Origin of the sequence: Actinokineospora alba, from assembly GCF_004362515.1 — a bacterium.
GTDB lineage: Bacteria > Actinomycetota > Actinomycetes > Mycobacteriales > Pseudonocardiaceae > Actinokineospora > Actinokineospora alba.
Genome location: NZ_SNXU01000001.1, coordinates 3,069,500 through 3,093,222, shown reverse-complemented (window position 1 = coordinate 3,093,222; position 23,723 = coordinate 3,069,500). Strand labels below are relative to the sequence as shown.

Below are 23,723 nucleotides of genomic sequence, written 5' to 3'. Positions count from 1 at the left end.
GTGACGGTGCGTGCACCCGTGGTGACTACTGGGTACGACGCCAGCGGATGCCGGCCTCGAGGAAGCCATCGATGTCGCCGTCGAGCACCGCGCCCGGGTTGCCCACCTCGTACTCGGTCCGCAGGTCCTTGACCATCTGGTACGGGTGCAGGACGTAGGAGCGCATCTGGTTGCCCCAGGACCCGCTGGAGCTGTCCTTGAGGGCGTCCATCTTGGCCTGGTCCTCCTGCCTGCGGCGTTCGAGCAGCTTCGACTGCAGCACGACCATGGCCGAGGCCTTGTTCTGCAGCTGCGAGCGCTCGTTCTGGCAGGAGACCACGATGCCGGTCGGGATGTGGGTCAGGCGCACGGCGGAGTCGGTCGTGTTGACGCCCTGCCCGCCGGGGCCCGACGCGCGGTAGACGTCGACGCGCAGGTCCTTGTCCTCGATCTCGACGTGGTCGGTCTGCGCGAGGTTCGGCGTGATCTCGACCGCGGCGAACGAGGTCTGCCTGCGGCCCTGGTTGTCGAACGGCGAGATGCGGACCAGCCGGTGCGTGCCCTGCTCGACCGACAGCGTGCCGTAGGCGTAGGGCGCGGTGACGCGGAACGTCGTCGACTTGATGCCCGCCTCTTCGGCGTAGGACGTGTCGAAGACGTCGACCGGGTAGCCGTGGCGCTCGGCCCAGCGCAGGTACATGCGCATGAGCATCTCGGCGAAGTCGGCGGCGTCGACGCCACCGGCCTCGGAGCGGATGGTGACCAGGGCGTCACGCTCGTCGTACTCGCCGGACAGCAGCGTGCGCACCTCCAGGGAGGAGATGTCGGTCCGCAGCTTCTCGCGCTCGGCGTCGGCGTCGGCGGCCGCGGCGGGGTCGCCCTCGTCCTCTTCGGCCAGCTCGTAGAGCACGGGCAGGTCGTCGAGGCGGGAGCGCAGCTCCTCCACCTTGCGCAGCTCGGACTGCCGGTGGGAGAGCTGGCTCGTCACCTTCTGCGCGGCGTCGGGGTCGTCCCAGAGGTCCGGACGAGCTGCCTGCTCCTCCAGATCGGCGATCTGCGCGCGCAGCCCATCGAGGTCCATCACCGCCTCGACACTCGCGAGCGTGGCGGAGAGGTCCTTGATGTCAGTGGCGACGTCCGGGTTCACGTCGAAAGAGATTACGCGGACACGGACGTCGCCGCTGCGGCGGTCAGGACTTCGGGATCGAATCCAGCAGCTTGAGCACTGCCTTGGCCCGCGCCATGCCGAATTCGGCGATCGCCTTGGCGTACGGATCCTCGGCGGACTTGGCCGCCAGTTTCGCGGATTCGTGTTCGCCGTTGTAGACGACCTTGGCGGAGTCGAGCAACGCCACCCGCTGTTTCGCGGTGAGCGTGCTCGCGTGGACAAGGCGCAGGATCAGCGGGCTGCGAAGGTGATCAGGGCCGGGCTCGCCGCCGAGCCAGCCCTTGAACGCCTTCTTGCCCGCGGCTGTGATCACGTACTGCTGGCTCGACCGCGGACCCTGCTTGCCGAGACGGACAAGTCCGTCGTCGGCGAGCGCGGGCAGTTCGCGATAGACCTGGCTGCGCGTGACGCTGAAAAAGGACCCGAAGCGCTCGCGCGCAGCGGACACCAGCTGGCCGCCGGTCTGCGGACCTTCGTGCAGCAGACCCAGAAGGGCCGCGGCAGTTGCATTCAATTCAGACACCTGACCACGGTCCCACGACATCGGCGTGCTGTCCACAGTGGCCAGCGCACCCAGTCCACAATGGCTGATCGTTAAACAAACGGCGTCCCCACTTTTGGACGCAACCGAACAGCCCACGTCACTGGGCCCGTCTGGCGCAAGACCGGACGGTCCCAACAGGACTGACTCACCCAAAGGGGTGGCCTGCCGGGAATGCGAATACCCATTCGGCGCAGTCCGGGAAGCAAGTCGTAATCAGTGATCCCTGGGAATGATCGACGCAATGTGCGCCAGATCACGTGATTACGTCGCCGGCCATTCGGAGTTCCTATCAGATTCCCTACGAACGTAGGTGGCCGAAACTTCACCACAAGAGGATCATGCGCGGATCGCGCCGAAGAGTCCTGTGTGGACCAGTGGATTGATGATACTTCAACTGGATCAGGTCCGCCGGATAGCAAGAAGGCCGGTCCGTGTGGACCGGCCTTCCGCATCTGTAGCGGGGACAGGATTTGAACCTGCGACCTCTGGGTTATGAGCCCAGCGAGCTACCGAGCTGCTCCACCCCGCGTCGTAAGGAGAACTTTACATGGGGCTGTCCAGGGGGTTTCGGCGGGGTGCGGTTCGGGGGTTTTCACCGCCGCGGGGCTGGTGGAGGCCCCCACACACAGGGGCGCGGCGGACACATCCGGCCGAGGGCCACAGCGGGACGAAAGCACCCCGACAACGAGAAGACCCCCGCTCGGGCGCCGATGGCGTCGAACGGGGGTCTTCTCAATCTTTGTAGCGGGGACAGGATTTGAACCTGCGACCTCTGGGTTATGAGCCCAGCGAGCTACCGAGCTGCTCCACCCCGCGTCGGTAAACACAACACTACACCCGTTCCCGAGGGGGTTTCACCAGGGGGGCGGAACCCCGATCCACCTCCGCTCCGTGACCACGGCGTGCCCTTGCGTGACAACCCTCTTATGCCGCGGGTCACGCATCCACCATCATGATCGCCGGGAGGCACGGATGATCATCGATGATTACCTGGACAGGTACGCGGCCGCGCTGCGCGACAGTGGCGCGATCCGGACCGCCGCGGTCGAGCGTGCGTTCCGCACCGTCCGGCGCGACCGCTGTGTCACGCGCTTCTACCCGTCCCCGACCGAGCGCACCGAGGTGCCGCAGGAACAACCCCCGCCCCGCGAGGTCCTCGACGTCGTCTACTCGGACACCGCCCTGCAGACCCGCAGGCCTGGCCCGGACCCCGCCTCCGCGGCGTCGTGCTCACTGGCGGGCCTGGGTGCGCGGATGCTCGAAGCACTCGATCTGCGGCCAGGGCACCGGATGCTGGAAATCGGTGCGGGCACCGGATACAACGCCGCCCTGGCCGCCACCATCACCGGCACCCGGGTGATGTCCATCGATATCCGGTTCGACGTCGTCCGCGACGCCCAGGCGGCGATGCGGGGGCTGGGATTGAAGTCCGTCACCGTGGCCTGCGCGGACGGCTACTACGGCGCGCCTGCCCAGGCGCCCTACCAGCGGGTGATCGTCACCACGGGCTGCGCGGGCGTGTCCGGGCACTGGCTCGACCAACTCGACCACGACGGACTGATCCTGGCGCCCGTGGCGCACGGCGGCGCCCACCCCGTGTTGGCCGTGCGATCGGACGCGGACGGCGTCTCGGCGCGGCCGGTCCTGTGGGCCGACTTCCCGCGCGCCCACGGCCCACTCGGCCACGGCCCGGCACCGGAGCCGCTTCCCGCGGACACGCTCACCGAACACCACGGAATCCTGCCGAGACTCACCGCGCGGGAGCACGCCGACCTCCGTTTCTTCATGGCCGTACGGGACAGGCGAATAACCAATGCGGCCCGCACCGACAACAATGGCCGATACGCCCTGGTCGATCCGAATCTCGGAATGGCCGTCATTCGGGCCGACACCGTCGCCCTGACCGGCGACCCGGCGTTACTCGATCACCTATCGGCGCTTTATCAGGAATGGGATCGGATCGGCCGACCGCGCCTCACGGAATGGACGAGCCGACTCCAGGCAGCCGGAGATCCGGCCGCGCCCGTCCTGGTCCCGACACAGTGGCGGCACACTCCCGACCCGTCATGATGTCCACAGGCGACAACATCCGCGGCCGTCGTCCGATCGGCCATGGCGCCCGATGTTAACGTCAGATGACATGCGACAACACGCCGGAGCATGATCCGCCCCCGCCCGGCCGCCCCCTGACGGGCCCGTCGTGCCAGGTCATGCGCGATGTCGCCGCCGCCGCGGCGGATGACGTCGGCGTTACACCGCGCTCACCGCCATCACGACCCACTTGTGCGAATTCGAATTCGTTCTGGTTAAGCCTCGGACCCGCGTTCTACGGTGAGCGTCAGACGGTCGTGCGTGACCGTGCACGAATCGCTCGGAGGTGGCACCGGTGCCGAATTTCCGCGATAGCGGGGCAAAAGTCGACAGCCCTGCGGGAAATGCCGATTTCGGCGATTCCCTGCTCCGATTCAGCAGGCATTTCCAGCGGGGTGAGGTATCAGCCGACGGGCGCACACTGCACCAGATCGGCGGCCGCTCAGCCGATGTGTTCTACCGGGACCGGTGGGCCTACGACAAGGTGGTGCGCTCCACTCACGGGGTCAACTGCACCGGCTCCTGCTCGTGGAAGGTCTACGTCAAGGACGGGATCATCACCTGGGAGTCGCAGCAGACCGACTACCCCTCGATCGGACCGGACAAGCCCGAGTACGAACCCCGCGGCTGCCCGCGCGGCGCCTCGTTCTCCTGGTACACCTACTCCCCCGCCCGCGTGCGCTATCCCTACGTGCGCGGCGTTCTGCTGCAGATGTACCGCGAGGCGAAGGAACGGCTCAAGGACCCGGTGCTGGCCTGGGCCGACGTCGCCGAGGACCCGGAGAAGGCCCGCCGCTACAAGGCCGCCCGCGGCATGGGCGGGTTCGTCCGCGCCGAGTGGTGGGAGGCCGCGGAGATGGTCGCGGCCGCGCATGTGCACACCATCAAGGACTACGGCCCGGACCGGGTCGCGGGGTTCTCGCCGATCCCGGCGATGTCCATGGTCAGCCACGCCACCGGCGCCCGGTTCATCTCGCTCATCGGCGGGTCGATGCTGTCGTTCTACGACTGGTACGCCGACCTTCCCGTGGCCTCGCCGCAGGTGATGGGCGACCAGACCGACGTGCCGGAGTCGGCCGACTGGTTCGACGCCGGCTACCTGATCATGTGGGGCTCCAACGTGCCGGTCACCCGCACGCCCGACGCCCACTACATGACCGAGGCGCGGTACCGGGGTCAGAAGGTCGTTGTCGTCTCCCCGGATTACGGCGACCACACCAAGTTCGCCGACGAGTGGCTGCCCGCGCGGCCCGGCACCGACGGCGCGCTGGCCATGGCCATGGGACACGTGATCCTCAAGGAGTTCTTCGTCGACAAGACGACTCCGCGCTTCACCGAGTACGTCAAGAAGTACACCGACCTGCCGTTCCTGGTCACCCTGACCGAACACGGCGACGGGTTCGTGCCCGGCAAGTTCCTGACCGCCGCCGATCTCGGCGACACCGCCGAAGGCGCCGAGTCCAAGACCGTTCTCCTTGACGTGCACGGGAATCCGGTCGTGCCGAACGGGTCGCTCGGCCACCGCTACACCAAGTCCGGCGAGGGTTCCTGGAACCTCGACCTCGCGGGCGTCGACCCGATGCTGTCGGTGTACGGCGGCGACACCGCGGCGGTCCAGCTCCCCCGTTTCGACAGCGCCACCCCCGAGGTGCTCAGCCGCGGCGTGCCGACCGCGATGGTCGCGGGCCACCGGGTCACCACCGTGTTCGACCTGCTCCTCGCCCAGTACGGCGTGTCCCGGCCCGGCCTGCCCGGCGGCTGGCCCGCGGACTACGACGACGCCGCCGAGCCCTACACGCCCGCCTGGCAGGAGGCGATCACCGGCGTGCCCGCCGCGGCGGCGGCGCGGATCGCCAGGGAGTTCGCCGACAACGCGGAGCGCTCCGGCGGCCGGTCGATGATCCTGATGGGCGCGGGCACCAACCACTGGTTCCACTCCGACCAGATCTACCGGTCCTTCCTGGCGTTGACCATGCTCACCGGCTGCCAGGGCGTCAACGGCGGCGGCTGGGCGCACTACGTCGGCCAGGAGAAGTGCCGCCCGATCACCGGCTGGTCGACCTTGGCCTTCGGGCTGGACTGGCAGCGCCCGCCGCGGCACATGCAGGGCACGGTTTTCTGGTACCTGGCAACGGATCAGTGGCGCTACGACCCGTTCACCTCCGAGGTGATGGCCTCGCCGCTGGCCACCGGGCGCTTCGCCGGACGCACCGCGGCCGACAACATCGCGCTGGCCTCGCGGCTGGGCTGGATGCCGAGCTACCCGACCTTCAACCGCAACCCGCTGGACCTGGCCGACGAGGCCGAACGGCTCGGCAAGGACGGCGCCACCCATGTGGTCGACGGCCTGAAGTCCGGCCACCTGCGCTTCGCCTGCGAGGACCCGGACGCCCCGGAGAACTTCCCGCGTGTGCTGACCGTGTGGCGGGCGAACCTGCTCGGCTCGTCGGCGAAGGGCAACGAGTACTTCCTGCGGCACCTGCTGGGCACCGACGCCAACCTGCGGGCCAGCGACGCCGACGGCGTCCACCCCGAGGAAGTGACCTGGCACGACGAGGCGCCCGTCGGCAAGCTGGACATGCTGCTGTCCTTGGACTTCCGGATGACCAGCACGACCCTGTTCTCCGACGTGGTGCTGCCCGCGGCGACCTGGTACGAGAAGCACGACCTGTCCAGCACGGACATGCACCCCTACGTGCACGCGTTCTCGCCCGCGATCTCACCGCCGTGGGAGACCAAGACCGACTTCGAGGCGTTCCACCGGATCGCCCGCGGGTTCTCCTGGCTGGCGGAGAAGCATCTCGGCGTCCGCAAGGACATCGTCGCGGTCCCGCTGACCCACGACACCGCGGACGCCACCGCGCAGCCGGGTGGGCGGGTGCTGGACTGGAAGGCTGGGGAGTGCGAACCCATTCCCGGCAAGACGATGCCCCGGATCGTGGTGGTCGAACGCGACTATCCGGCGATCGGCGACAAGATGGCGGCGCTCGGCCCGCTCGTGGAACGGGTCGGCCTGACCACCAAGGGCGTCACCGTCCACCCGGACGCCGAGGTCGAGTACCTCAAGAGCGCCAACGGCGTCGTCCCGTCCGGTGTCGCGGCGGGCAGGCCGTCGCTGGCCAAGGACACCCATGCCGCCGAAGCGATCCTTGCCCTGTCCGGCACCACCAACGGCCGCCTCGCCACCGAGGGTTTCCGCGCCCTGGAGCGACGCACCGGCACCGAACTCGCCGACCTCGCCGCCGAGAACGAGGGCAAGCGGATCACCTTCGCCGACACCCAGGCCCGACCGGTTCCGGTGATCACCTCGCCGGAGTGGTCCGGCAGTGAGACCGGTGGGCGCCGCTACTCCCCCTTCACCATCAACACCGAGCGGCTCAAGCCGTGGCACACGCTGACCGGGCGGCAGCACTTCTTCCTCGACCACGACTGGATGTACGAACTCGGCGAACAGCTGCCGATCTTCCGGCCGCCGCTGGACATGACCGCGCTGTTCGACGAGCCGGGCGTCGGGCACACCGGCGAACTCGACGGCCACAAGGCGGTGACCGTCCGGTACCTCACGCCGCACTCGAAGTGGTCGATCCACTCGGCGTACCAGGACAACCTGCACATGCTCACGCTGTCGCGGGGCGGCCAGGCGATCTGGATGTCCGATGTGGACGCCGCGAAGATCGGCGTGGTGGACAACGACTGGATCGAGGCGGTCAACCGCAACGGCGTGGTCGTCGCCCGCGCGATCGTCAGCCACCGGATGCCCGAGGGCACCGTGTTCATGTACCACGCGCAGGACCGCGCGGTGGGGGTGCCGCGCACCGAGACCAACGGCAAGCGCGGCGGCATCCACAACGCGCTCACCCGCCTGATGATCAAGCCGACGCACCTCATCGGCGGCTACGCGCAGCAGTCGTTCGCACTCAACTACCACGGCCCCACCGGCAACCAGCGCGACGAGGTCACCACGATCCGCCGCCGCTCCCAGGAGGTCCAGTACTGATGGCCACCACCAGAACCTCCAGGCGCGGGGAGACAACACCATGAAGGTCATGGCGCAGCTGGCGATGGTGATGAACCTCGACAAGTGCATCGGCTGCCACACCTGCAGTGTCACCTGCAAGCAGGCGTGGACGAACCGCTCCGGCGTCGAGTACGTGTGGTTCAACAACGTGGAAACCCGCCCAGGGCAGGGATACCCGCGCCAATACCAGGACCAGGAGCGGTGGAAGGGCGGCTGGGAGCGCACCAAGGGCGGCAAGCTCAGGCTGCGCAGCGGCTCGCGGGTCCGGCGGCTGCTGAACATCTTCGCCAACCCCGACCTGCCCGAGGTGTCGGACTACTACGAGCCGTGGACCTACGACTACGAGAACCTGCTCGCCGCGCCGCCGTCGGACACCACCCCGACGGCCCGGCCGAAGTCGCTGATCACCGGCAAGGACACCGAGGTCACCTGGGGCGCCAACTGGGACGACGACCTCGGCGGCGGGCCGGCGCAGATCAGCAAGGACCCGGTGCTGGCCAAGGTGTCCGAACAGGTCAAGCTCGAGTTCGAGCAGACGTTCATGTTCTACCTGCCGCGGATCTGCGAGCACTGCCTCAACCCGTCCTGCGCGGCCGCCTGCCCGTCCGGCGCGATCTACAAGCGCAGCGAGGACGGCATCGTCCTGGTCGACCAGGACAAGTGCCGCGGCTGGCGGCAGTGTGTGTCGGGCTGCCCGTACAAGAAGATCTACTTCAACCACAAGACCGGCAAGGCCGAGAAGTGCACCTTCTGCTACCCGCGCGTCGAGGTCGGCATCCCCACGGTGTGCTCGGAGACCTGCGTCGGACGGTTGCGTTACATCGGCGTGCTGCTCTACGACGCCGACGCGGTGGCCGAAGCGGCGGCGGTGCCGGATGACAAGGACCTCTACCCGGCCCAGCTCAACGTGTTCCTCAACCCGCACGACCCGCGCGTGGTCGCCGAGGCGGAGCGCGCGGGCATCGCGGGCGAGTGGATCGAGGCAGCGCAGAACTCGCCCGTCTACCGCCTGATCGTCGACTACCAGCTCGCCCTGCCGCTGCATCCGGAATACCGCACGATGCCGATGGTCTGGTACGTCCCGCCGCTGTCCCCGGTGGTGGACGTGCTCGCCGAGACCGGGCACGACGGCGAGGACGCGGACAACCTGTTCGGCGCCATCGACGCCCTGCGCATCCCGGTCGAGTACCTCGCGGAACTGTTCACCGCGGGCGACGTCGGCCCGGTTCGGGCGTCGCTGCAGCGCCTGGGCGCGATGCGCGCGCACATGCGCAAGGTCAACCTCGGTGAGGAGCCCGACCCCGAGATCGCGGCGTCGGTCCGGCTGCGGGAAGGCGAGATCGAGGCGATGTACCGGCTGCTGGCCATCGCCAAGTACGAGGACCGATACGTGATCCCGAACGGCGCGGGCTCCGACGCCCACCGGCTCGACGCGCTGGCCACCGGCTGCAGCCTCGACGGCGACGGCGGGCCCGGCATGACCGCGTTCGACGTGATGGCCGAGAAGTTCCACCTGACCGACACCAACGACGCCGCGCCGCCGGACAAGTCCGACCGGGTCAACCTGCTCAACTGGGACGGCAAGACCGCGTCCGGTCTGTTCCCCACCAAGCCCCGCGCCACGGGGACCGATCCCGCCGCACCCACCTCGGAGACCGTCCGATGAGCCCGATGCGACTGGGCCGCAAGGCAGGCCGGGAGGCCGCCGAGCAGCTTTCCGAGCGTGACCAGCGGTTGGTGTGGCGTATCGCCGCGCTGCTGCTGGACTACCCGAACCAGCAGACCCTGGACATGCTGCCCGCGCTGGGCCCCGCGGCCGATTCCCTTCCCGCGCCCGCCGGGCCAGCCCTGCGGTCCTTTGTGGACCATGCGGCCGCCGCCCCGGACCTCGACCTGGCCGCGCACTACGTCGAGACCTTCGACCTGCGCAAACGCGCCTGCCTGCACCTGACCTACTACGCCTACGGCGACACCCGCAAGCGCGGCATGGCGTTGCTCCGCCTGAAACACGCCTACAAGGCCGCCGACGTCGAACTCGACGAACACGAGCTGCCCGACCACCTGTCGGTGGTCCTGGAGTTCGCCGCGACCGCGGACCCGACGACCGGCCGACGGCTCCTCGTCGAGCACCGTCCGGTGATCGAACTCGTCCGGCTCTCCCTGGTGGACATCGGTTCCCCGTACCACCAGGTGCTGGACGCGGTCTGCTCGACGCTGCCCGAGCTCAACACCGCGGACCGGCGCCGGATCGCCGAACTGGCCGCGCAGGGCCCGCCCGACGAGGAGGTGGGTCTCGAACCGTTCGCGATGGACCCCAGCCTGATGGAACCCGACCTCGGAGGACGCCGATGAGCACCGTCCTGTGGCTCGCGCTGCCGTACGTGGCGTTCACGTCGTTCGTCCTCGGCCACATCTGGCGCTACCGGCACGACCAGTTCGGCTGGACCACGCGGTCCAGCCAGCTCTACGAGGGCAGGCTGCTGCGGCTGGGCAGCCCGCTGTTCCACTTCGGCCTGCTGGCCGTCATCGGCGGCCACGCCATGGGCATCCTGATCCCCGCCAGCTGGACCGCCGCCGTCGGCATCTCCGATCACGCCTATCACCTGGTGTCCGTCACCGCCGGGACGCTGTCCGGTGTCGCGACGATGGCCGGACTCGCGATCCTGCTCTACCGGCGGTTCACCGTGCCCGCGGTGCGCAAGGCCACCACCGCGAACGATAAGATCATGTACGCGCTGCTGGTGGTGGCCATCCTGACCGGGATGGTCAACACCGTCGGCGAGAACCTCATCGGTGGCGGCTACGACTACCGCGCCACCGTCTCAGTGTGGTTCCGCAGCCTTTTCAGCATCGCTCCCCAGCCGGAGCTCATGACCGGGGTCCCGCTCAGCTTCCAGGTCCACAACGTGATGGTCCTGGCGCTGCTGGCGGTCTGGCCGTACACCCGCCTGGTCCACGTCTTCAGCGCCCCACTGGGCTACCTCGTCCGCCCTTATGTCGTTTACCGCAGTCGCGACCCCAAGCGTCCCGACGCCCGCCCCTACGCCCGCGCCTGGGAAACGCCTTCGAAGCACTGAGGTCAACGCACAACGGCCGGGAACCGCGGATGCGGTTCCCGGCCGTTGTGGCTAGGTGAACAGTGTCAGCCGGTCACGACGCTGACGCCGTACGGGATCACCCGCCGCCGGTGGGCGGCGGGGTCGGCGACGGCGCGGCGCCGGGCGAGGACGGCGGCGTGGATGCCTGCCCCTGCTTGGCTTTCGCCTCGTCGTACTTCTTCGTCGCGGCGTCGAGTTCGGCCAGCGCCTTGCCCTGTTCGGCGAAGTTGCCGGACTTCTGGGCTTCACGCAGGTGCGTGATGGCGGCGTTGAGGGCCTGGACCGCCTGGTCCATCTCCGCCGAGCCGGAGCCGCCACCGGTGGTGGGCGGCTGGGTCGTGCCCGGCTGCGTGGAGGGCGGCGGGGTGTTGTTGCCCGGCTGGGTGGCCGTGTCGCCGGTGCCCGCGCCGAACACCTCGTCGAGCGCCTCCTTGACGGTGGGGGCGAAGCCGACCTTGTTGCCGAAGGACACGAGCACTCGGGCCAACTGCGGGAACGAGTTGGCGTCCGTGCGCTGAATGTAGATCGGCTCCACGTAGAGCAGACCCTCGGCGACGGGCAGGGTCAGCAGGTTGCCGAATCTGACCCGGACACTCGGGTTGTTGAACAGCGTCCGGTTCTCCGTGACCTCAGGTGTGGTCTGGAACCGGTTCTGCACCTGCCCCGGACCCTCTACTTGGGACGTTCCGGACGTGGGCAGCCGGAGCACGCGTATCTTGCCGTAGTCCTCCGGATCGGACGACACGGAGACCCAGGACGCCAGGAACTGCCGGTTCAGCAGGGTCAGCGCACTGGTGATCTGGAACGTGGTCTTCGTCTGGCCGGGGGCCTGCGCGAGGACGTAGTACGGCGGCTGCTTCGCGGCGGTGCCGTTGGCGTCCTCGGTCGGGTCGCTCGGGACGTTCCAGAAGGTCTTCTGCGAGAAGAACTCCACCGAGTCGGACACGTGGTACTTCGACAGGAGCTCACGCTGGACCTTGAACAGGTCCTCCGGGTAGCGGAAGTGCTCGCGCAGTTCCTTCGAGATCTCCGACGACGGCTTCACGGTGCCGGGGAAGACACCCTGCCACGCCTTGAGGACCGGGTCCTGCTCGTCGATCGCGTACAGCGACACCGTTCCGTCGTAGGCGTCGACCGTGGCCTTGACGGAGTTGCGGATGTAGCTGATCGTCCGGTTGTCCTGGCGCACCACGCCGCCGAGGGAGTCCGTGGTGGCCTCGCCGAGCTGAGTGCGCTGCGCGTACGGGTAGTTCTCCAGCGTGGTGTAGCCGTCGATGATCCAGGTGATCTTGCCGTTGACCACCGCGGGGTATGGGTCACCGTCGAGCGTCAGCCACGGCGCGACCTTGCTGACCCGATCGCGCGGGCTGCGGTTGTACATGATCTTCGCGCCCTCGCCGATCTGCGACGAGAACAGGATGTTCCGCTCGGCGTGGTGCATCGTGAAGATCAGCTTGTTGAACAGGCTGTCGATCGACACGCCGCCCTTGCCGTCGTAGAGACGGGTCGTGTTGGCGGTGTCGTACTCCAGCGGCCGGTCGCCGTCCTTGCCGCCGACGATGGCGTAGTTGTCGGTGGCCAGCTCGCCGTAGTAGATGCGGGGCTGGTCGACCGGGATCGAGCCCTTGGTGGTCAGGTCGCTGACCTGGAACACCGGGTAGCCGCCCTGGTCGCTGGAGTCCTGCAGCGCCGAGTTGACCGTGTTGGCGGGCGCGGCGACGAAGCCGTTGCCGTGGGTGAACACCATGTGCCGGTTGATCCAGCCGCCCTGGGTCTCGGTCAGACCGGACGTCTTGATCTCGCGGGCGGCAACGATGTAGTCCTGCGTCTTGCCGTTCACGGTGTAGCGGTCGACGTCGAGCTTCTCCGGGAAGCCGTAGAAGTTCTCCCGGCCCTCACGCTGGGTGAAGGTCGGCGCCAGGATGTTCGGGTCGAGCAGACGCACGTTGGAGATGGTGTTGATGCTGCTGGTCTCCTTGCGGATCTCAGCCGACGACGCCGTCGTGCTCCCCTTGTAGTCCTCCGTCGTCACCTTGTCCGGTGTGAGTCCGTAGGCGGCACGGGTGGCCTCGATGTTGCGCTGGATCGACATCGACTCCTTGGCGTTCTCGTTCGGGCGCACCGAGAACTGCTGCACGACCGCGGGCCACGCCGCGCCGACCAGGATGCTCGAAAGCACGAGCAGCGCGGTCGCGATGGCGGGCAGCTGCAGGTTGCGCAGGAACGCGCCCGCGAAGAACGCCACGGCGCAGAAGGCCGCGATGAACATCAGGATCAGCTTGGCGGGCAGCACCGCGTTGAGGTCGGTGTACGTCGCGCCGCTGAACAAGGCGTTGCGGGAGGAGAACAACAACTCGTAGCGCTCGAAGAAGTAGTCCGCGGCGTAGATCAGGACGAACACGCCCGCGATGATCGACAGCTGCACGCGCGCGGGGGCGGCGAGCTGGCCGCCCTTACCGGCGAGGCGGATGCCGCCGAAGATGTAGTGGATGACGAGCGAGCCGAAGAAGGCGAGCGCGACGGCCACGAACAGCCAGCTGATCAGCCAGGTGACGAACGGCAGGGTGAAGGCGTAGAAGCCGAGGTCCTTGCCGAACTGCGGGTCGGTGATGCCGAACGCCGTGCCGTTGAACATCAGCTGAACGACCTGCCAGTCGTTCTGCGCGGCGGAGCCCGCGATCAGGCCGATGAGCACCGGGACACCGATGCCGAAGAGCCGCACGCGCTGCACGATGGTCGAGCGGTAGCGCGCGAGCGGGTCGTCGGCGCTCGACACGGGCACGAACACCGGCCGCGACCGGTAGGCGACCCACAGGCTCAGCGCCAACAGGCCGCCGACCAGGGCGCCCACGGCGAGGAACAAGGCGAGCCTGGTCCAGATCACGGTGGTGAACACCGACCGGAACCCGACCTCGCCGAACCACAGCCAGTTCACATAGGTGCTGAGCAGCCGCGATCCGACCAGCAGGAAGAGCAGGAAAATCGAACCGATGACGAGCAATATCCGGCTGCGCCGGGACAGCTTCGGCAGGCCGATCGGGGGCCGAGTGGCCACTTGGCACGCTCCAGAGTCGCTTGCTGAGAACTTTGTGGGCGGAAGTCGAGACCCGTCCTGATTGTTCAACTCTATTAGGGACGCCTCAGGTTCCCGTGAAGGTGTCCGAATTGTGTGGATGACCGCGCCGGCGGGTGCCGGATCGGGTGAACGGGATGCTGGAGGCGCGAGATGCGACGATGTGCGGGTGAGCATGCCTATTGCCGGTGACCTGTCCGCCATCACCCGTGAGGTCGAGGACTTCGTCGCCGCCGGCGGCTGGGACCAGGCGCCCCAGCTGTTCGCGCTGGTGCCGACCGCCCACCTGCTGCGCGAACAGCCCGACCTGGTCGGCCAGATCGACCCGGACGCCGCGCTGACCCCGGTCGCGCAGGAGGCGTTGTCCGACGAAGACCTGGGTGTGGCGCTGGCCGCGATCATGTGGCCGGAAGCGGTCCTCGGCTGCGCGCTCGCCCAGGAGATCGTGATGCTTCCCCCGGAGGCGGAAGCCGACCTCCCCGACGACGCGGACTCCCTGGAGAAGATCGCGGCGTCGCACCCGCAGGCCCGGGAGGCCCGCCTGGTCGCCTCCGCCCTGCGCGACGGCACCATCGCGTGCGTCCTGCGGCTGCGCAGCACCGATGGGGAGACCGATGAGGTCATCGAGCACAAGGACCTGGCCCCGAACCTGACCGCCGCCCTCCTGGACACCTTGCGCGATTAGGGTGCCTCCGTGCAGCAACCCCCCGACCTCGAGACGGTCCGCGAGTCCTACGACCGGGTCGCCGATGCCTACGTGGAACTCGCCGTGGGCAGGCTGGAGCCAGAGCCGTGGCTGAGGGCCGTGCTCGCCGCGTTCGCCGAGTCGATCCGCGGGCTGGGGCCGGTCCTGGACGTCGGCTGCGGCCCCGGCAACGTCACCGCGCACCTCACCGAGCTCGGCCTGGACGTCTCGGGCGTCGACCTCTCGCCGCGGATGGTCGAGCACGCCCGCGGGCAGTACCCGGACCTGCGGTTCTCCGTCGCCTCGGCGACCGAACTCGACCTCGCGCCCGCCTCGCTCGGCGGCGTGCTCGGCTGGTGGTCGCTATTCAACCTGCCGCGGGAGGCGCTGCCCGGCGTGCTGCGAACGTTCGCCGAGGCGCTCGTCCCCGGGGGCCAGGCGTTGGTCGGCACACATGTCGGCGACGGCGACATCATTCGGACCGAGGGGTACGGCGGCCTGCCGGTGTCCTGGACAACCCACCTCTACCGGCCCGAGCAGCTGGCCGGGATGCTGGCCGACGCCGGTCTCGAGGTGACCGCCGAGCTGCGGCTGCCCGCGCGGTCGCCGTCGCTGAGCCCGCAGATGCTGCTCGCCGCGCGACGCCCGGCCTGACCTGGCCGTACGTAGGCGGGGTGGCTGACTAGCAGGAAGGGACGTCCCGCTTGGCCTTGAGGTCGTCGAGGGCGCGCACGGCACCTTCGAGGTTCTCGACCTTCACCAGGCGCAGGCCGTCGGGGGCGTTCTCCTTGGCCTCGGCGCAGTTGTCGGCGGGGACCAGGAACGTCGTGGCGCCCGCCTCGTGCGCGGAGATCATCTTGAACGGGATGCCGCCGATGGCGTCGACCTTGCCCTGGGCGGTGATCTCCCCGGTGCCCGCGATCACCGCGCCGTCGCCCAGGTCACCGCGGGTGAGGCGGTCGACGATGGCCAGCGCGAACATCAGCCCCGCCGACGGCCCGCCGACGTCGGCCAGGGTGATCGAGGTCTTGAAGGTGACGTCGGGGCGTTCGCCGGACTCCAGGCCCATGAATCCCTCCGGCCGGTCCGAGGCGCCGAAGTCGGTGGCCTTGCCGAGCGTGATCGTGCCGGACTTCTCCTGGCCCTCCCGCTGGAAGGTGACCGCGACGGCCTGCCCCGGCGTCGTTCCGGCCAGCGCGGCCCGAACGTCCTCGGCGGCGGCGATCGGCTTGCCGTTGACCACCAGCAGCCGGTCACCCGGGACCAGCACCTTGTCGGCGGGCGCGCCGGAGGTGATCGACTGGGCGATGACCTTCATCGGGTACTTGAGGTACCGCAGCGCGGCGATCTCGGCGTTGCTCTGCGAGTCCTGGAACAGCTTGCTGTTCTGTTCCTGCACTTCCTCCTCGGTCACCCCGGGCTTGAAGTACTCCTCGCGCGGGGCCAGCGCGTAGCGCCCGCTGACCCACCGGGCGACCGCCTCGAACATGCTGACGTCGTCCTGCACGGACACCGTGGTCATCCGCAGCTGCCCGCTGGTCGGGAACGTCTCGGTGCCGTTGACGCTCACCACCTGCACGCCCTCGACGTCGCCGAGGGTGTCGTAGGTGGGACCGGGGCCGAGGGAGACATAGGGCACGGGCACGAACAGCCCGAGCACCAGCAGGCCCATGACCAGCAGCGAGCTGGACAACACGGTCCACCCTCGCCGGGTCAGGTTCCAGCCCTCGGTGGGACCGATCGGCGGCGTGTGCGCTGCGGGGGCGTCCGGTGGCGTGCTCACGAATCGACAGAGTACGTGCGTTCACCCAGGGCGGATCACCTGACATCGCGAGAACGGCTCAGCCGCGTACCGTGGACCCCATGAGCGAGTTCCCGTTCGGCTTCGGAATGCCGGACCCCAATGACCCGGATAAGAAGAAGGACCCGAACGCCCAGGGCGGTCCGGAGAACCCGTTCGACCAGCTGGGCCAGATGCTCAGCCAGCTCGGTCAGATGCTGAGCCAGACCGGCTCATCGACCGGGCCGGTCAACTACGACCTCGCCAAGCAGATCGCCGTGCAGAAGCTGGCCGGGCAGGTGGGCTTCGCCCCCTCGACCTCCAGCACCGCCGTCGACGACGCCGTGCACCTCGCGGAGATGTGGCTCGACCCGGTGACCACGCTGCCCGCGGGCGCGACCGTCACCAGGGCGTGGACCCCGCGCGACTGGGTGGAGCACACCCTGCCGACGTGGCAGCGCCTGTGCGACCCAGTGGCGCGCCGCATGTCCGGCGCCTGGGTCGACGCCCTGCCGGACGAGGCGCGGCAGCAGGCCGGTCCGCTGCTGGCGATGGTCGGCCAGATGGGCGGCATGGCGTTCGGTTCGCAGCTGGGCAACGCCCTGGCGCAGCTCGCGTCCGAGGTGCTGACCTCCACCGACATCGGCCTGCCCCTGGGCCCGCCGAACACCGCCGCGCTGGTGCCGGCGAACATCGAGGAGTTCACCAAGGGCCTGGAGCGGCCCTCGAGTGAGGTCATGGTGTTCCTGGCCGCGCGTGAGGCCGCCCACCAGCGCCTGTTCGCCCACGTCCCGTGGCTGCGGCAGACCCTGCTGGCGACGGTCGAGGAGTTCGCCAACGGCATCAAGGTCGACACGAACGCGCTGCAGGAGCTGGCGAGCCAGGTCGACCCGGCGAACCCGGAGACGATCGAGAAGGCCATGCAGTCCGGCATGCTCGAACCGCAGGCCACCCCGGAGCAGAAGGCCGCCCTCGCCCGCCTGGAAACACTGTTGGCGCTGGTGGAGGGCTGGGTCGACATCGTCGTCGGCGAAGCCGTCACCGACCGCCTCCCCGGCGCGGACGCCCTGCGCGAGACCCTGCGCCGCCGCCGCGCCTCCGGCGGCCCGGCGGAACAGACCTTCGCCACCCTCGTCGGCCTCGAACTGCGCCCCCGCAAACTCCGCGCGGCGGCCGCCCTGTGGCGACTGGTCACCGACCAGCACGGCATCGAAACCCGCGACGGCCTCTGGGGCCACCCCGACCTCATGCCCACGGCCGACGACCTCGACGACCCCATGGACTTCGCCGAACGCCTCGGCACGAAGTCCGACGTCGACGACATGATCGCCAAGCTCGAAGAAAACCAGGACGAGGACAAGAAGGACGACTGACCCGCGAGTCGCCCTCCCAGGCAAGTGAGTCGCCCCTCCCGGCAACTGAGTTCGACATTCGGATGTCGAAATCACCCGCACGGAGGGGCGACTCGTTTGCCTGGAGGGGCGACTCGCGATCAATCCTCAGACGTGATGCCCCAGCCGGCTGCGGCGGACAGGCCCTCTAGGAACCCGATCGCGCGATCGGTCTTCGGATACGCGCGAACCAGCTCCCAGAACGCCGGCCCATGATCGGACTCGAGCAGGTGCGCCAGCTCATGCACCAGCACATAGTCCAACACCCAGGCAGGCACTTCCCGTAGCCGTTCGCTGACCCGGATCGTGCGGTCGACCGGTGTGCACGACGCCCAGCGGGTGCGCATGGGCGGAACCCACCGCACCCCCGAGGGGTGACACCGGCCGTCGAAGTAGCGGTCGGATAGTTCGCCGCACCGCTCAAGCAGGGCGGCGTCGGATGTTCGCGCGGGCGAGCGCCTGCGCGTTTCGGTGCGCAGGAGCCTGCGCTGCATCTCCGCCACCCAGTGGGCCTCCTCTTTCTTGGAGAGCCGGGCGGGGATCTGCACTATCAGCGTGTCACCTTCGCGGTATGCGGTGACGGTGCGGGTTCTGCGCTTGCTGCGACGCACCTCGACACTGGGTTCGGCCACAGACACCACCGTAAAGGGCGGCACCGACATCGCGGGAGTGTGAGCTTTCGCCTGTGGATAAACGGATCCACCATTCGGCGGAATCGGGCACGCTGGCCACCATGATCCACCTGAGCTACCCGGACCGCCCCCGGCTCCGCCCCGGCCTCGCTGTCCTGCGCAGACGTGCCGACGAGATCCAGATCGGCCTCGACCCACGCCACGCCATGATCGTCGAGGACTTGCCCACAACCATCGCCGACGCCGCGGCCACCCTCACCGGCGCCCGCACGACAGCGGAGTTGCTCGACCGCGTCGGCCCGCGACACCGAGACCAGCTGCGCGACCTGATCAGCGGGCTGGCCGACCGGGGCCTCGTCGAGGACGCCGCAGGCCCGAGCGTCCCGCTCCCCCGCAGACTCGCCGGCGACCTGACCGCGGCGACAGTCCACCGCGCCGTGAGCCACCCGAGGGCCCGCGCGGAGGCCACGGTGTCGGTGCACGGCGACGGCAGACTCGCCGTGGCGACCGCGTGCCTGCTGGCCGCCGCGGGCATCGGCGCGGTCCGGGTCGAGGCCCGCGGCCGGGTCCAGCCCGAAGACGTCGGCACGGGATTCACCCCCGAGGACGTCGGCCGTGACCGTGCGACAGCGGCACGCGACGCGATCGAGCGGGTCGACCCGCGAGTGCGCGACACCCGCGCCCAGCCCGACCTCGCGTTGCTGACCGACACCTTGGTCCCTGACCCGGCGGTCGTGGCCCGGTTGGTCGAACAGGGCGTCCCGCACCTCCCGATCCGCGTCCGCGACGGCGTCGGCATCGTCGGCCCCCTGGTCGTTCCCGCCGTCACAGCCTGCCTGACCTGCGCCGATCTCCACCGAACCGACCGCGACAACTGCTGGCCGATCGTCGCAGCCCAACTCGCGGGCAGACCACAGCTCGCCGACCTGGCCGCCATCCACGCCACAGCCGGCCTCGCCGCCGCGCAGGTCCTCGCCGCGCTGCGGTGGCTCGCCGCACCCGGACCGCACCCTCCCGCGGTGTGGACACGCAGCCTGGAACTCGACCCGGTCGACGCGACGATCGCCCACCGCGCCTGGCCGCCCCACCCCCACTGCGCCTGCGGCACGGCGGCGGCACTGGAAGCCGGGTGACACGACGCGCAGTCGCCCGTACCGCAATCAGCTGCGCCGCCGCCCCACGACAAGGGACAATCGGGGCGTGACCGAGATGCCACGCAAGACTGCCGCGCGCACCGCGCGGCTCGCCAGCATTCCCCTGGGGGTGGCCGGGCGGGCTGTCGGCGGCTGGGGGAAGCGGCTGGCCGGGCAGAGTGCCGACGAGGTCAGCGCCGAGTTGTCGGCGCGCACGGCCGAGCAGCTCTTCGCCGTCTTGGGGCAGCTCAAGGGTGGCGCGATGAAGTTCGGCCAGGCGCTGTCGGTGTTCGAGGCGGCGGTGCCCGACGAGATGGCGGAGCCGTACCGCGAGGCCCTCACCAAGCTGCAGTCGGCGGCGCCCCCGATGACGAAGGCGGCGACGCACCGGGTCCTGGCCCAGCAGTTGGGGCGCGGGTGGGCCGACCGGTTCGCCGACTTCGACGACGTCCCCGCGGCCGCGGCCAGTATCGGGCAGGTCCACAAGGCGACGTGGCACGACGGCCGGGTCGTCGCGGTCAAGGTCCAGTACCCGGGCGCCGACGAGGCGCTGCTCTCCGACCTGCGGCAGCTGCAGCGGTTCAGCAGGCTGTTCCAGCCGTTCGTGCCGGGCCTGGAGGTCAAGCCGCTGCTGCGCGAGCTGTCCGACCGGATGACCGAGGAACTCGACTACCGCGCCGAGGCCGACAACCAGCGCGCGTTCGCCAAGGCGTTCGACGGCGACGACAACGTGCTGGTCCCCAAGGTCGTGGCGAGCGCGCCCAAGGTCACCGTCACCGAGTGGGTCGACGGCAAGCCGCTGGCCAGGATCATCCGCGACGGCGGCAAAGCCGAGCGCGACCACGCCGGGCGGCTGCTCTGCGAGTTCCACTTCTCCTCACCGGCGCGGGCCGGGCTGCTGCACTCCGACCCGCATCCCGGCAACTTCATGATCACCCCGGACGGCAGGCTCTGCGTCATCGACTTCGGCGCCGTCGCCCGGCTGCCCGATGGCCTGCCCAGGCCGCTGGGGATGATGACCCGGCTGTCCCTCGACGGGAACTCCGACCGGCTGCTGCGGCTGATGCGCGACGAGGGCTTCGTCCGGCCGGGCATGAAGATCGAGGCCGAGGACGTCCTCTCCTACCTGGCCCCGTTCGCCGAGCCCGCCGCCGTCGAGAAGTTCCACTTCACCCGGCGCTGGATGCAGCGGCAGGCCGAACGGGTCGGCGACCTGCGCGGCCAGGACTTCAAGACCGGCCGCTCGCTCAACCTGCCGCCGCAGTACCTGCTGATCCAGCGCGTCACCGCGGGCGCCACCGGCATCCTGTGCCAGCTCGACGCCGAGGTCGGCATGCGCGAGATCATCTCCCGCTGGCAGCCCGGCTTCGCCGACCTGGACTGATCACCAGTACTCGGCGGGCAGCTTGCCCTCGATGTCGCGCACGTGGGTGCGCGCGCACGCCGGGCACAGCCATCGCGTGCCGCGGTCGTCGGTCTCCGACGACCAGGCCAGCGCCTCCACGGGAGACGCGTCCGCGCGGGACTTCCCGCAGAGGGAGCACGTCGCGGCTGTTTGCTCGGTCATGGCTACCGACGCTACGCCGCGCGGCCGCGGTGAATGGTGTTCGCGCTCAGTACGAACACGTCGTCGCGCCCGCCCACCCAGTCGGGCCCGTCGCGATCCATCAGGCGGGCGAGGGCGTCGAGATCGGACGCGGAGAGCCGGTCCTCGCCGACCCGGGCCATCCAGGCCAGCCAGTCGGCGACCGACTCGCGCACCGCGGGCGAGGCAGGCGCGGGCAGGTCGACCAGGTAGCTGAACGCCCCCACGTCGGTGAGGCCCGCCTCGGCCAGCGCCCGGTTCCAGCCGAACGGCATCCGGACGACGCCCTCGATCCCCGCCCGCATGTCGGCGAACCACGCCGTCTGCGCGGCGACCAGCCGATCCTGCAGACCGGGCTCGCCCAGGCCGATATCCCAGGGCAGGCACCGGGTGGTGAGCCCGCCCTCGGCGAGCGCCAGCCGACCGCCCGGATTCAGCAGCCGAACCAGCCCCGCGACTCCTTGGCGCTCGTCCGGCAGGTGGTGCACCACCCGCGAGGCCCACACCAGGTCACCCGCGGGAACGTGGTCGGCGAGGGCCGGATCGGCGGCGTCGGCGAGCACGGCGACGAGTTCGACCTTGTCCCCCGCGACCGCCGCGACGGCTTCACTCGCCGCGGCCTGCAACTCCGGAACGGCGTCGACCAGCACGACCCGGCCACCGCCGCGCACCGCGAGGGCCGCCGCGAACGCCGCGCTCATCCCGCCCGAACCCGACCCGACGTCGATCACCGTCGCGCCATCGGGAAGCTCGTCGACCAAGCGGTCGGCGACCCAGCAGTTGACCTCGGCTTCGACCTCGTCGGTCCGCCGCATCGCCACAAGCCTGCTCGTCCAGTCGATGCCGTCATGCGTGTGCGCCATGCCGCGAGATTAGAGGTTCTGCAGACCCGCCAAAACACGGCCGAGGATCTCCAGGTCGGGGACATTCCCCGCGACCCGCTCGACGACGAGGACGCCCTGATCGGCGAGGTCCCCGATCAGCACCCGGGCCACCCCGAGCGGCACCGACAGCAGCGCGGCGACCTCGGCGACCGATCGCGGTGTCGTACACAGCTCGGTGATCGCCCGCGATTCCCAGGTCGGCGCCGGGCCCGCGGTCTGCACGATCGCCTCGATCGCCAGCTGGGTGCCTGCGCGGGTACGGCCGCCGGTCCACGCGTAGGGCCGGACCAGCGAGTGCGACTCGGGCCGGTGCACCCAGTCGAGGTACTCCTCGGCGATCGGCTTGGCATCGACGAGCTCGACAACGGGTTCCGGCTCGATCTCGCGCGGCGGCTCCGGCTCGGGCTCCGTGCGCTTGGGCTTCGCCCGCCCACCACCGAACCGCGCGCCCGTCAGGCCGACCGGCGACTCCGGGTCCGGCTCGACGAACAGCGGATCCACCGGTTCCGACTCGTCGCGCCACGCGCCGACGGGGCCGAACCGTGCGCCGGTGCGGCCGACCTCAGCCCGGCGTCTGCGCTTGCCGCGTCCATCGAAGGTGCTCTGGGCCACCGTCTGCCTCACCGGCCGGTTGCGATCCAAGGGCCCCAACGCTAACCGCCGGGACCCTTGGTTGGATTTCCACGAAGTTTCCCTTGTGTTTCGCCGCAGGTGATCTGCTTGGCTGAAACCCCGCGACCGAGGAATGTGACCGATGGACGAGCTGACCGAGCGATTCGAGCAAGACCGGACCCACCTGCGGGCGGTGGCCTACCGGATGCTCGGTTCCCTCAGCGAGGCCGAGGACGCCGTCCAGGAGACCTGGCTGCGCGCCGACCGCGCCGACACCAGCGAGGTCGAGAACCTCACCGGGTGGCTGACCACGGTGGTGGCGCGGGTCTGCCTGAACCTGCTGCGGTCACGCGAAACACGGCGTGAGGACCCGTTCGAGGCGCTGCTCTCCGACCCGGTGGCCGGTCGGGACGCCGGTGGCGACCCCGAGCGGGAGTCGGAGCTGGCCGACTCCGTCGGGCTGGCGCTGCTCGTCGTGCTCGACACGCTGACGCCCGCCGAGCGGCTCGCGTTCGTCCTGCACGACCTGTTCGCCGTGCCGTTCGACGACATCGCCCCGATGATCGAGCGTTCACCCGCCGCCGCACGGCAGCTCGCGAGCCGCGCCCGCCGCCGGGTCAAGGGGAGCGCTCCCGCCCCCGACGCCGACTCAGGCCTGCGGCGGCGGGTCGTCGACGCGTTCCTGGCCGCCACCCGCGGCGGGGACTTCGACGCGCTGGTCACCCTTCTCCACCCGGACGTGGTGCTCCGCGCGGACCGCGCGGTCGTCCCCACCCCCGAGCCGATCGTGGTTCGCGGCGCGGACACCGTGGCCAAGGGCGCGATGGCCGCGACCGGCCGGGCCCAGTTCACCGGCACGGTCCTGATCGACGGCGCGGTCGGACTCGCGATGGCGCCTCGCGGCAGGCTCGCGCTGGTGCTCACGTTCACGATCACCGACGGCAAGATCAGCGAGATCGACGTGATCGCCGAGCAGGACCGGCTTGCCGAGCTCGAACTCGCGGTCCTCGACGACTGAAACGGCGGATGCCCGCCACCGCGGGCGCGGTG

General features: G+C 69.6%; 19 protein-coding genes and 2 tRNA genes. 11 read left to right on the top strand and 10 right to left on the bottom strand.

Translation table 11 applies throughout. The features are described from left to right. Window positions 1-25: 25 nt before the first annotated feature. From prfB to C8E96_RS14315, 4 genes are all read right to left on the bottom strand, one after another. Entirely contained in the window at window positions 26-1,126 is a 1,101-nt protein-coding gene (prfB, locus tag C8E96_RS14330; RefSeq protein ID WP_091373405.1) for a peptide chain release factor 2, read from the bottom strand. 43 nt (window positions 1,127-1,169) lie between these two features. Then, the gene (locus tag C8E96_RS14325; protein ID WP_091374211.1) at window positions 1,170-1,670 is read right to left on the bottom strand and encodes a PadR family transcriptional regulator; all 501 of its coding nucleotides are present in this window, start codon (window positions 1,668-1,670) and stop codon (window positions 1,170-1,172) included. 476 nt (window positions 1,671-2,146) lie between these two features. Further along, window positions 2,147-2,220, bottom strand: a tRNA-Met gene (locus tag C8E96_RS14320). Window positions 2,221-2,433: 213 nt separating this feature from the next. Further along, window positions 2,434-2,507, bottom strand: a tRNA-Met gene (locus tag C8E96_RS14315). A 156-nt stretch (window positions 2,508-2,663) separates the two neighbouring features. On the opposite strand from C8E96_RS14315, the gene C8E96_RS14310 reads away from it, so the two are divergent. The 5 genes from C8E96_RS14310 (at window position 2,664) to narI (ending at window position 10,877) form a co-directional block, all read left to right on the top strand. After that, window positions 2,664-3,761 carry a protein-L-isoaspartate O-methyltransferase family protein gene (locus C8E96_RS14310; protein ID WP_091373402.1) on the top strand — a complete coding sequence of 366 codons (1,098 nt, stop codon included), beginning with the start codon at window positions 2,664-2,666 and terminating at the stop codon, window positions 3,759-3,761. Between the two features lie 385 nt (window positions 3,762-4,146). Beyond that, window positions 4,147-7,779: a nitrate reductase subunit alpha gene (locus C8E96_RS14305; protein ID WP_091374208.1), complete on the top strand. Its 3,633-nt coding sequence runs from the start codon at window positions 4,147-4,149 to the stop codon at window positions 7,777-7,779. Between the two features lie 40 nt (window positions 7,780-7,819). Beyond that, window positions 7,820-9,466, top strand: coding sequence for a nitrate reductase subunit beta (gene narH, locus C8E96_RS14300; RefSeq protein WP_091373399.1), 1,647 nt, complete (start codon window positions 7,820-7,822; stop codon window positions 9,464-9,466). Further along, a complete protein-coding gene (gene narJ / locus C8E96_RS14295; protein ID WP_091373396.1) occupies window positions 9,463-10,152 on the top strand; it encodes a nitrate reductase molybdenum cofactor assembly chaperone in 690 nt (229 codons plus the stop codon). The genes narH and narJ overlap by 4 nt, the downstream gene beginning before the upstream one ends. Then, the gene (gene narI / locus C8E96_RS14290) at window positions 10,149-10,877 is read left to right on the top strand and encodes a respiratory nitrate reductase subunit gamma (RefSeq protein WP_091373392.1); all 729 of its coding nucleotides are present in this window, start codon (window positions 10,149-10,151) and stop codon (window positions 10,875-10,877) included. The genes narJ and narI overlap by 4 nt, the downstream gene beginning before the upstream one ends. 97 nt (window positions 10,878-10,974) lie before the next feature. Here narI and C8E96_RS14285 read toward each other — a convergent pair whose 3' ends face one another. Then, complete coding sequence (locus C8E96_RS14285) at window positions 10,975-13,953, bottom strand: UPF0182 family protein (RefSeq protein WP_091373388.1); 2,979 nt, start codon at window positions 13,951-13,953, stop codon at window positions 10,975-10,977. A 193-nt stretch (window positions 13,954-14,146) separates the two neighbouring features. Here C8E96_RS14285 and C8E96_RS14280 point away from each other — a divergent pair, with 193 nt between their 5' ends. After that, window positions 14,147-14,656, top strand: coding sequence for a PPA1309 family protein (locus C8E96_RS14280; protein ID WP_091374206.1), 510 nt, complete (start codon window positions 14,147-14,149; stop codon window positions 14,654-14,656). A 9-nt stretch (window positions 14,657-14,665) separates the two neighbouring features. After that, entirely contained in the window at window positions 14,666-15,310 is a 645-nt protein-coding gene (locus C8E96_RS14275) for a class I SAM-dependent DNA methyltransferase (RefSeq protein ID WP_091373385.1), read from the top strand. A 28-nt stretch (window positions 15,311-15,338) separates the two neighbouring features. Here the strand turns inward: C8E96_RS14275 and C8E96_RS14270 are convergent, their stop codons facing one another. Beyond that, on the bottom strand, window positions 15,339-16,439 hold the full coding sequence (locus tag C8E96_RS14270; RefSeq protein WP_228769818.1) for a YlbL family protein: 1,101 nt from the start codon (window positions 16,437-16,439) through the stop codon (window positions 15,339-15,341). Window positions 16,440-16,519: 80 nt separating this feature from the next. Here C8E96_RS14270 and C8E96_RS14265 point away from each other — a divergent pair, with 80 nt between their 5' ends. Next, window positions 16,520-17,809: a zinc-dependent metalloprotease gene (locus C8E96_RS14265; protein ID WP_091373382.1), complete on the top strand. Its 1,290-nt coding sequence runs from the start codon at window positions 16,520-16,522 to the stop codon at window positions 17,807-17,809. A gap of 119 nt (window positions 17,810-17,928) precedes the next feature. On the opposite strand, the gene C8E96_RS14260 is transcribed toward C8E96_RS14265, so the two are convergent. Further along, on the bottom strand, window positions 17,929-18,459 hold the full coding sequence (locus C8E96_RS14260; RefSeq protein ID WP_407642624.1) for a M48 metallopeptidase family protein: 531 nt from the start codon (window positions 18,457-18,459) through the stop codon (window positions 17,929-17,931). 53 nt (window positions 18,460-18,512) lie between these two features. Here C8E96_RS14260 and C8E96_RS14255 point away from each other — a divergent pair, with 53 nt between their 5' ends. Together C8E96_RS14255 and C8E96_RS14250 are read left to right on the top strand one after the other, a co-directional pair. After that, window positions 18,513-19,592, top strand: a complete 1,080-nt coding sequence (locus C8E96_RS14255) for a hypothetical protein (RefSeq protein WP_228769817.1) — start codon at window positions 18,513-18,515, stop codon at window positions 19,590-19,592. Between the two features lie 76 nt (window positions 19,593-19,668). After that, complete coding sequence (locus C8E96_RS14250) at window positions 19,669-20,976, top strand: ABC1 kinase family protein (protein ID WP_091374198.1); 1,308 nt, start codon at window positions 19,669-19,671, stop codon at window positions 20,974-20,976. On the opposite strand, the gene C8E96_RS14245 is transcribed toward C8E96_RS14250, so the two are convergent. From C8E96_RS14245 to C8E96_RS14235, 3 genes are read right to left on the bottom strand one after another with little or no spacing between them, the layout of a single operon-like run. Further along, the gene (locus tag C8E96_RS14245) at window positions 20,977-21,159 is read right to left on the bottom strand and encodes a hypothetical protein (protein WP_091373375.1); all 183 of its coding nucleotides are present in this window, start codon (window positions 21,157-21,159) and stop codon (window positions 20,977-20,979) included. Window positions 21,160-21,170: 11 nt separating this feature from the next. Beyond that, window positions 21,171-22,040 (bottom strand): class I SAM-dependent methyltransferase, encoded by an 870-nt coding sequence (locus C8E96_RS14240; RefSeq protein ID WP_091373372.1) that lies wholly within the window; start codon window positions 22,038-22,040, stop codon window positions 21,171-21,173. Between the two features lie 9 nt (window positions 22,041-22,049). Then, on the bottom strand, window positions 22,050-22,685 hold the full coding sequence (locus C8E96_RS14235; protein WP_166657993.1) for a DUF742 domain-containing protein: 636 nt from the start codon (window positions 22,683-22,685) through the stop codon (window positions 22,050-22,052). Window positions 22,686-22,815: 130 nt separating this feature from the next. Between C8E96_RS14235 and C8E96_RS14230 the strand changes: the two genes are divergently transcribed. Further along, window positions 22,816-23,691, top strand: coding sequence for a sigma-70 family RNA polymerase sigma factor (locus C8E96_RS14230; RefSeq protein ID WP_091373367.1), 876 nt, complete (start codon window positions 22,816-22,818; stop codon window positions 23,689-23,691). The last annotated feature ends 32 nt before the right edge of the window (window positions 23,692-23,723 follow it).

Coding starts and splice junctions, on each gene's coding strand:
- C8E96_RS14310 (WP_091373402.1), top strand. CDS start 2,664: ATGATCATCGATGATTACCTGGACAGGTACGCGGCCGCGCTGCGCGAC.
- C8E96_RS14280 (WP_091374206.1), top strand. CDS start 14,147: ATGCCTATTGCCGGTGACCTGTCCGCCATCACCCGTGAGGTCGAGGAC.
- narJ (WP_091373396.1), top strand. CDS start 9,463: ATGAGCCCGATGCGACTGGGCCGCAAGGCAGGCCGGGAGGCCGCCGAG.
- C8E96_RS14230 (WP_091373367.1), top strand. CDS start 22,816: ATGGACGAGCTGACCGAGCGATTCGAGCAAGACCGGACCCACCTGCGG.
- narH (WP_091373399.1), top strand. CDS start 7,820: ATGAAGGTCATGGCGCAGCTGGCGATGGTGATGAACCTCGACAAGTGC.
- C8E96_RS14250 (WP_091374198.1), top strand. CDS start 19,669: ATGCCACGCAAGACTGCCGCGCGCACCGCGCGGCTCGCCAGCATTCCC.
- C8E96_RS14265 (WP_091373382.1), top strand. CDS start 16,520: ATGAGCGAGTTCCCGTTCGGCTTCGGAATGCCGGACCCCAATGACCCG.
- C8E96_RS14240 (WP_091373372.1), bottom strand. CDS start 22,040: ATGGCGCACACGCATGACGGCATCGACTGGACGAGCAGGCTTGTGGCG.
- C8E96_RS14245 (WP_091373375.1), bottom strand. CDS start 21,159: ATGACCGAGCAAACAGCCGCGACGTGCTCCCTCTGCGGGAAGTCCCGC.
- narI (WP_091373392.1), top strand. CDS start 10,149: ATGAGCACCGTCCTGTGGCTCGCGCTGCCGTACGTGGCGTTCACGTCG.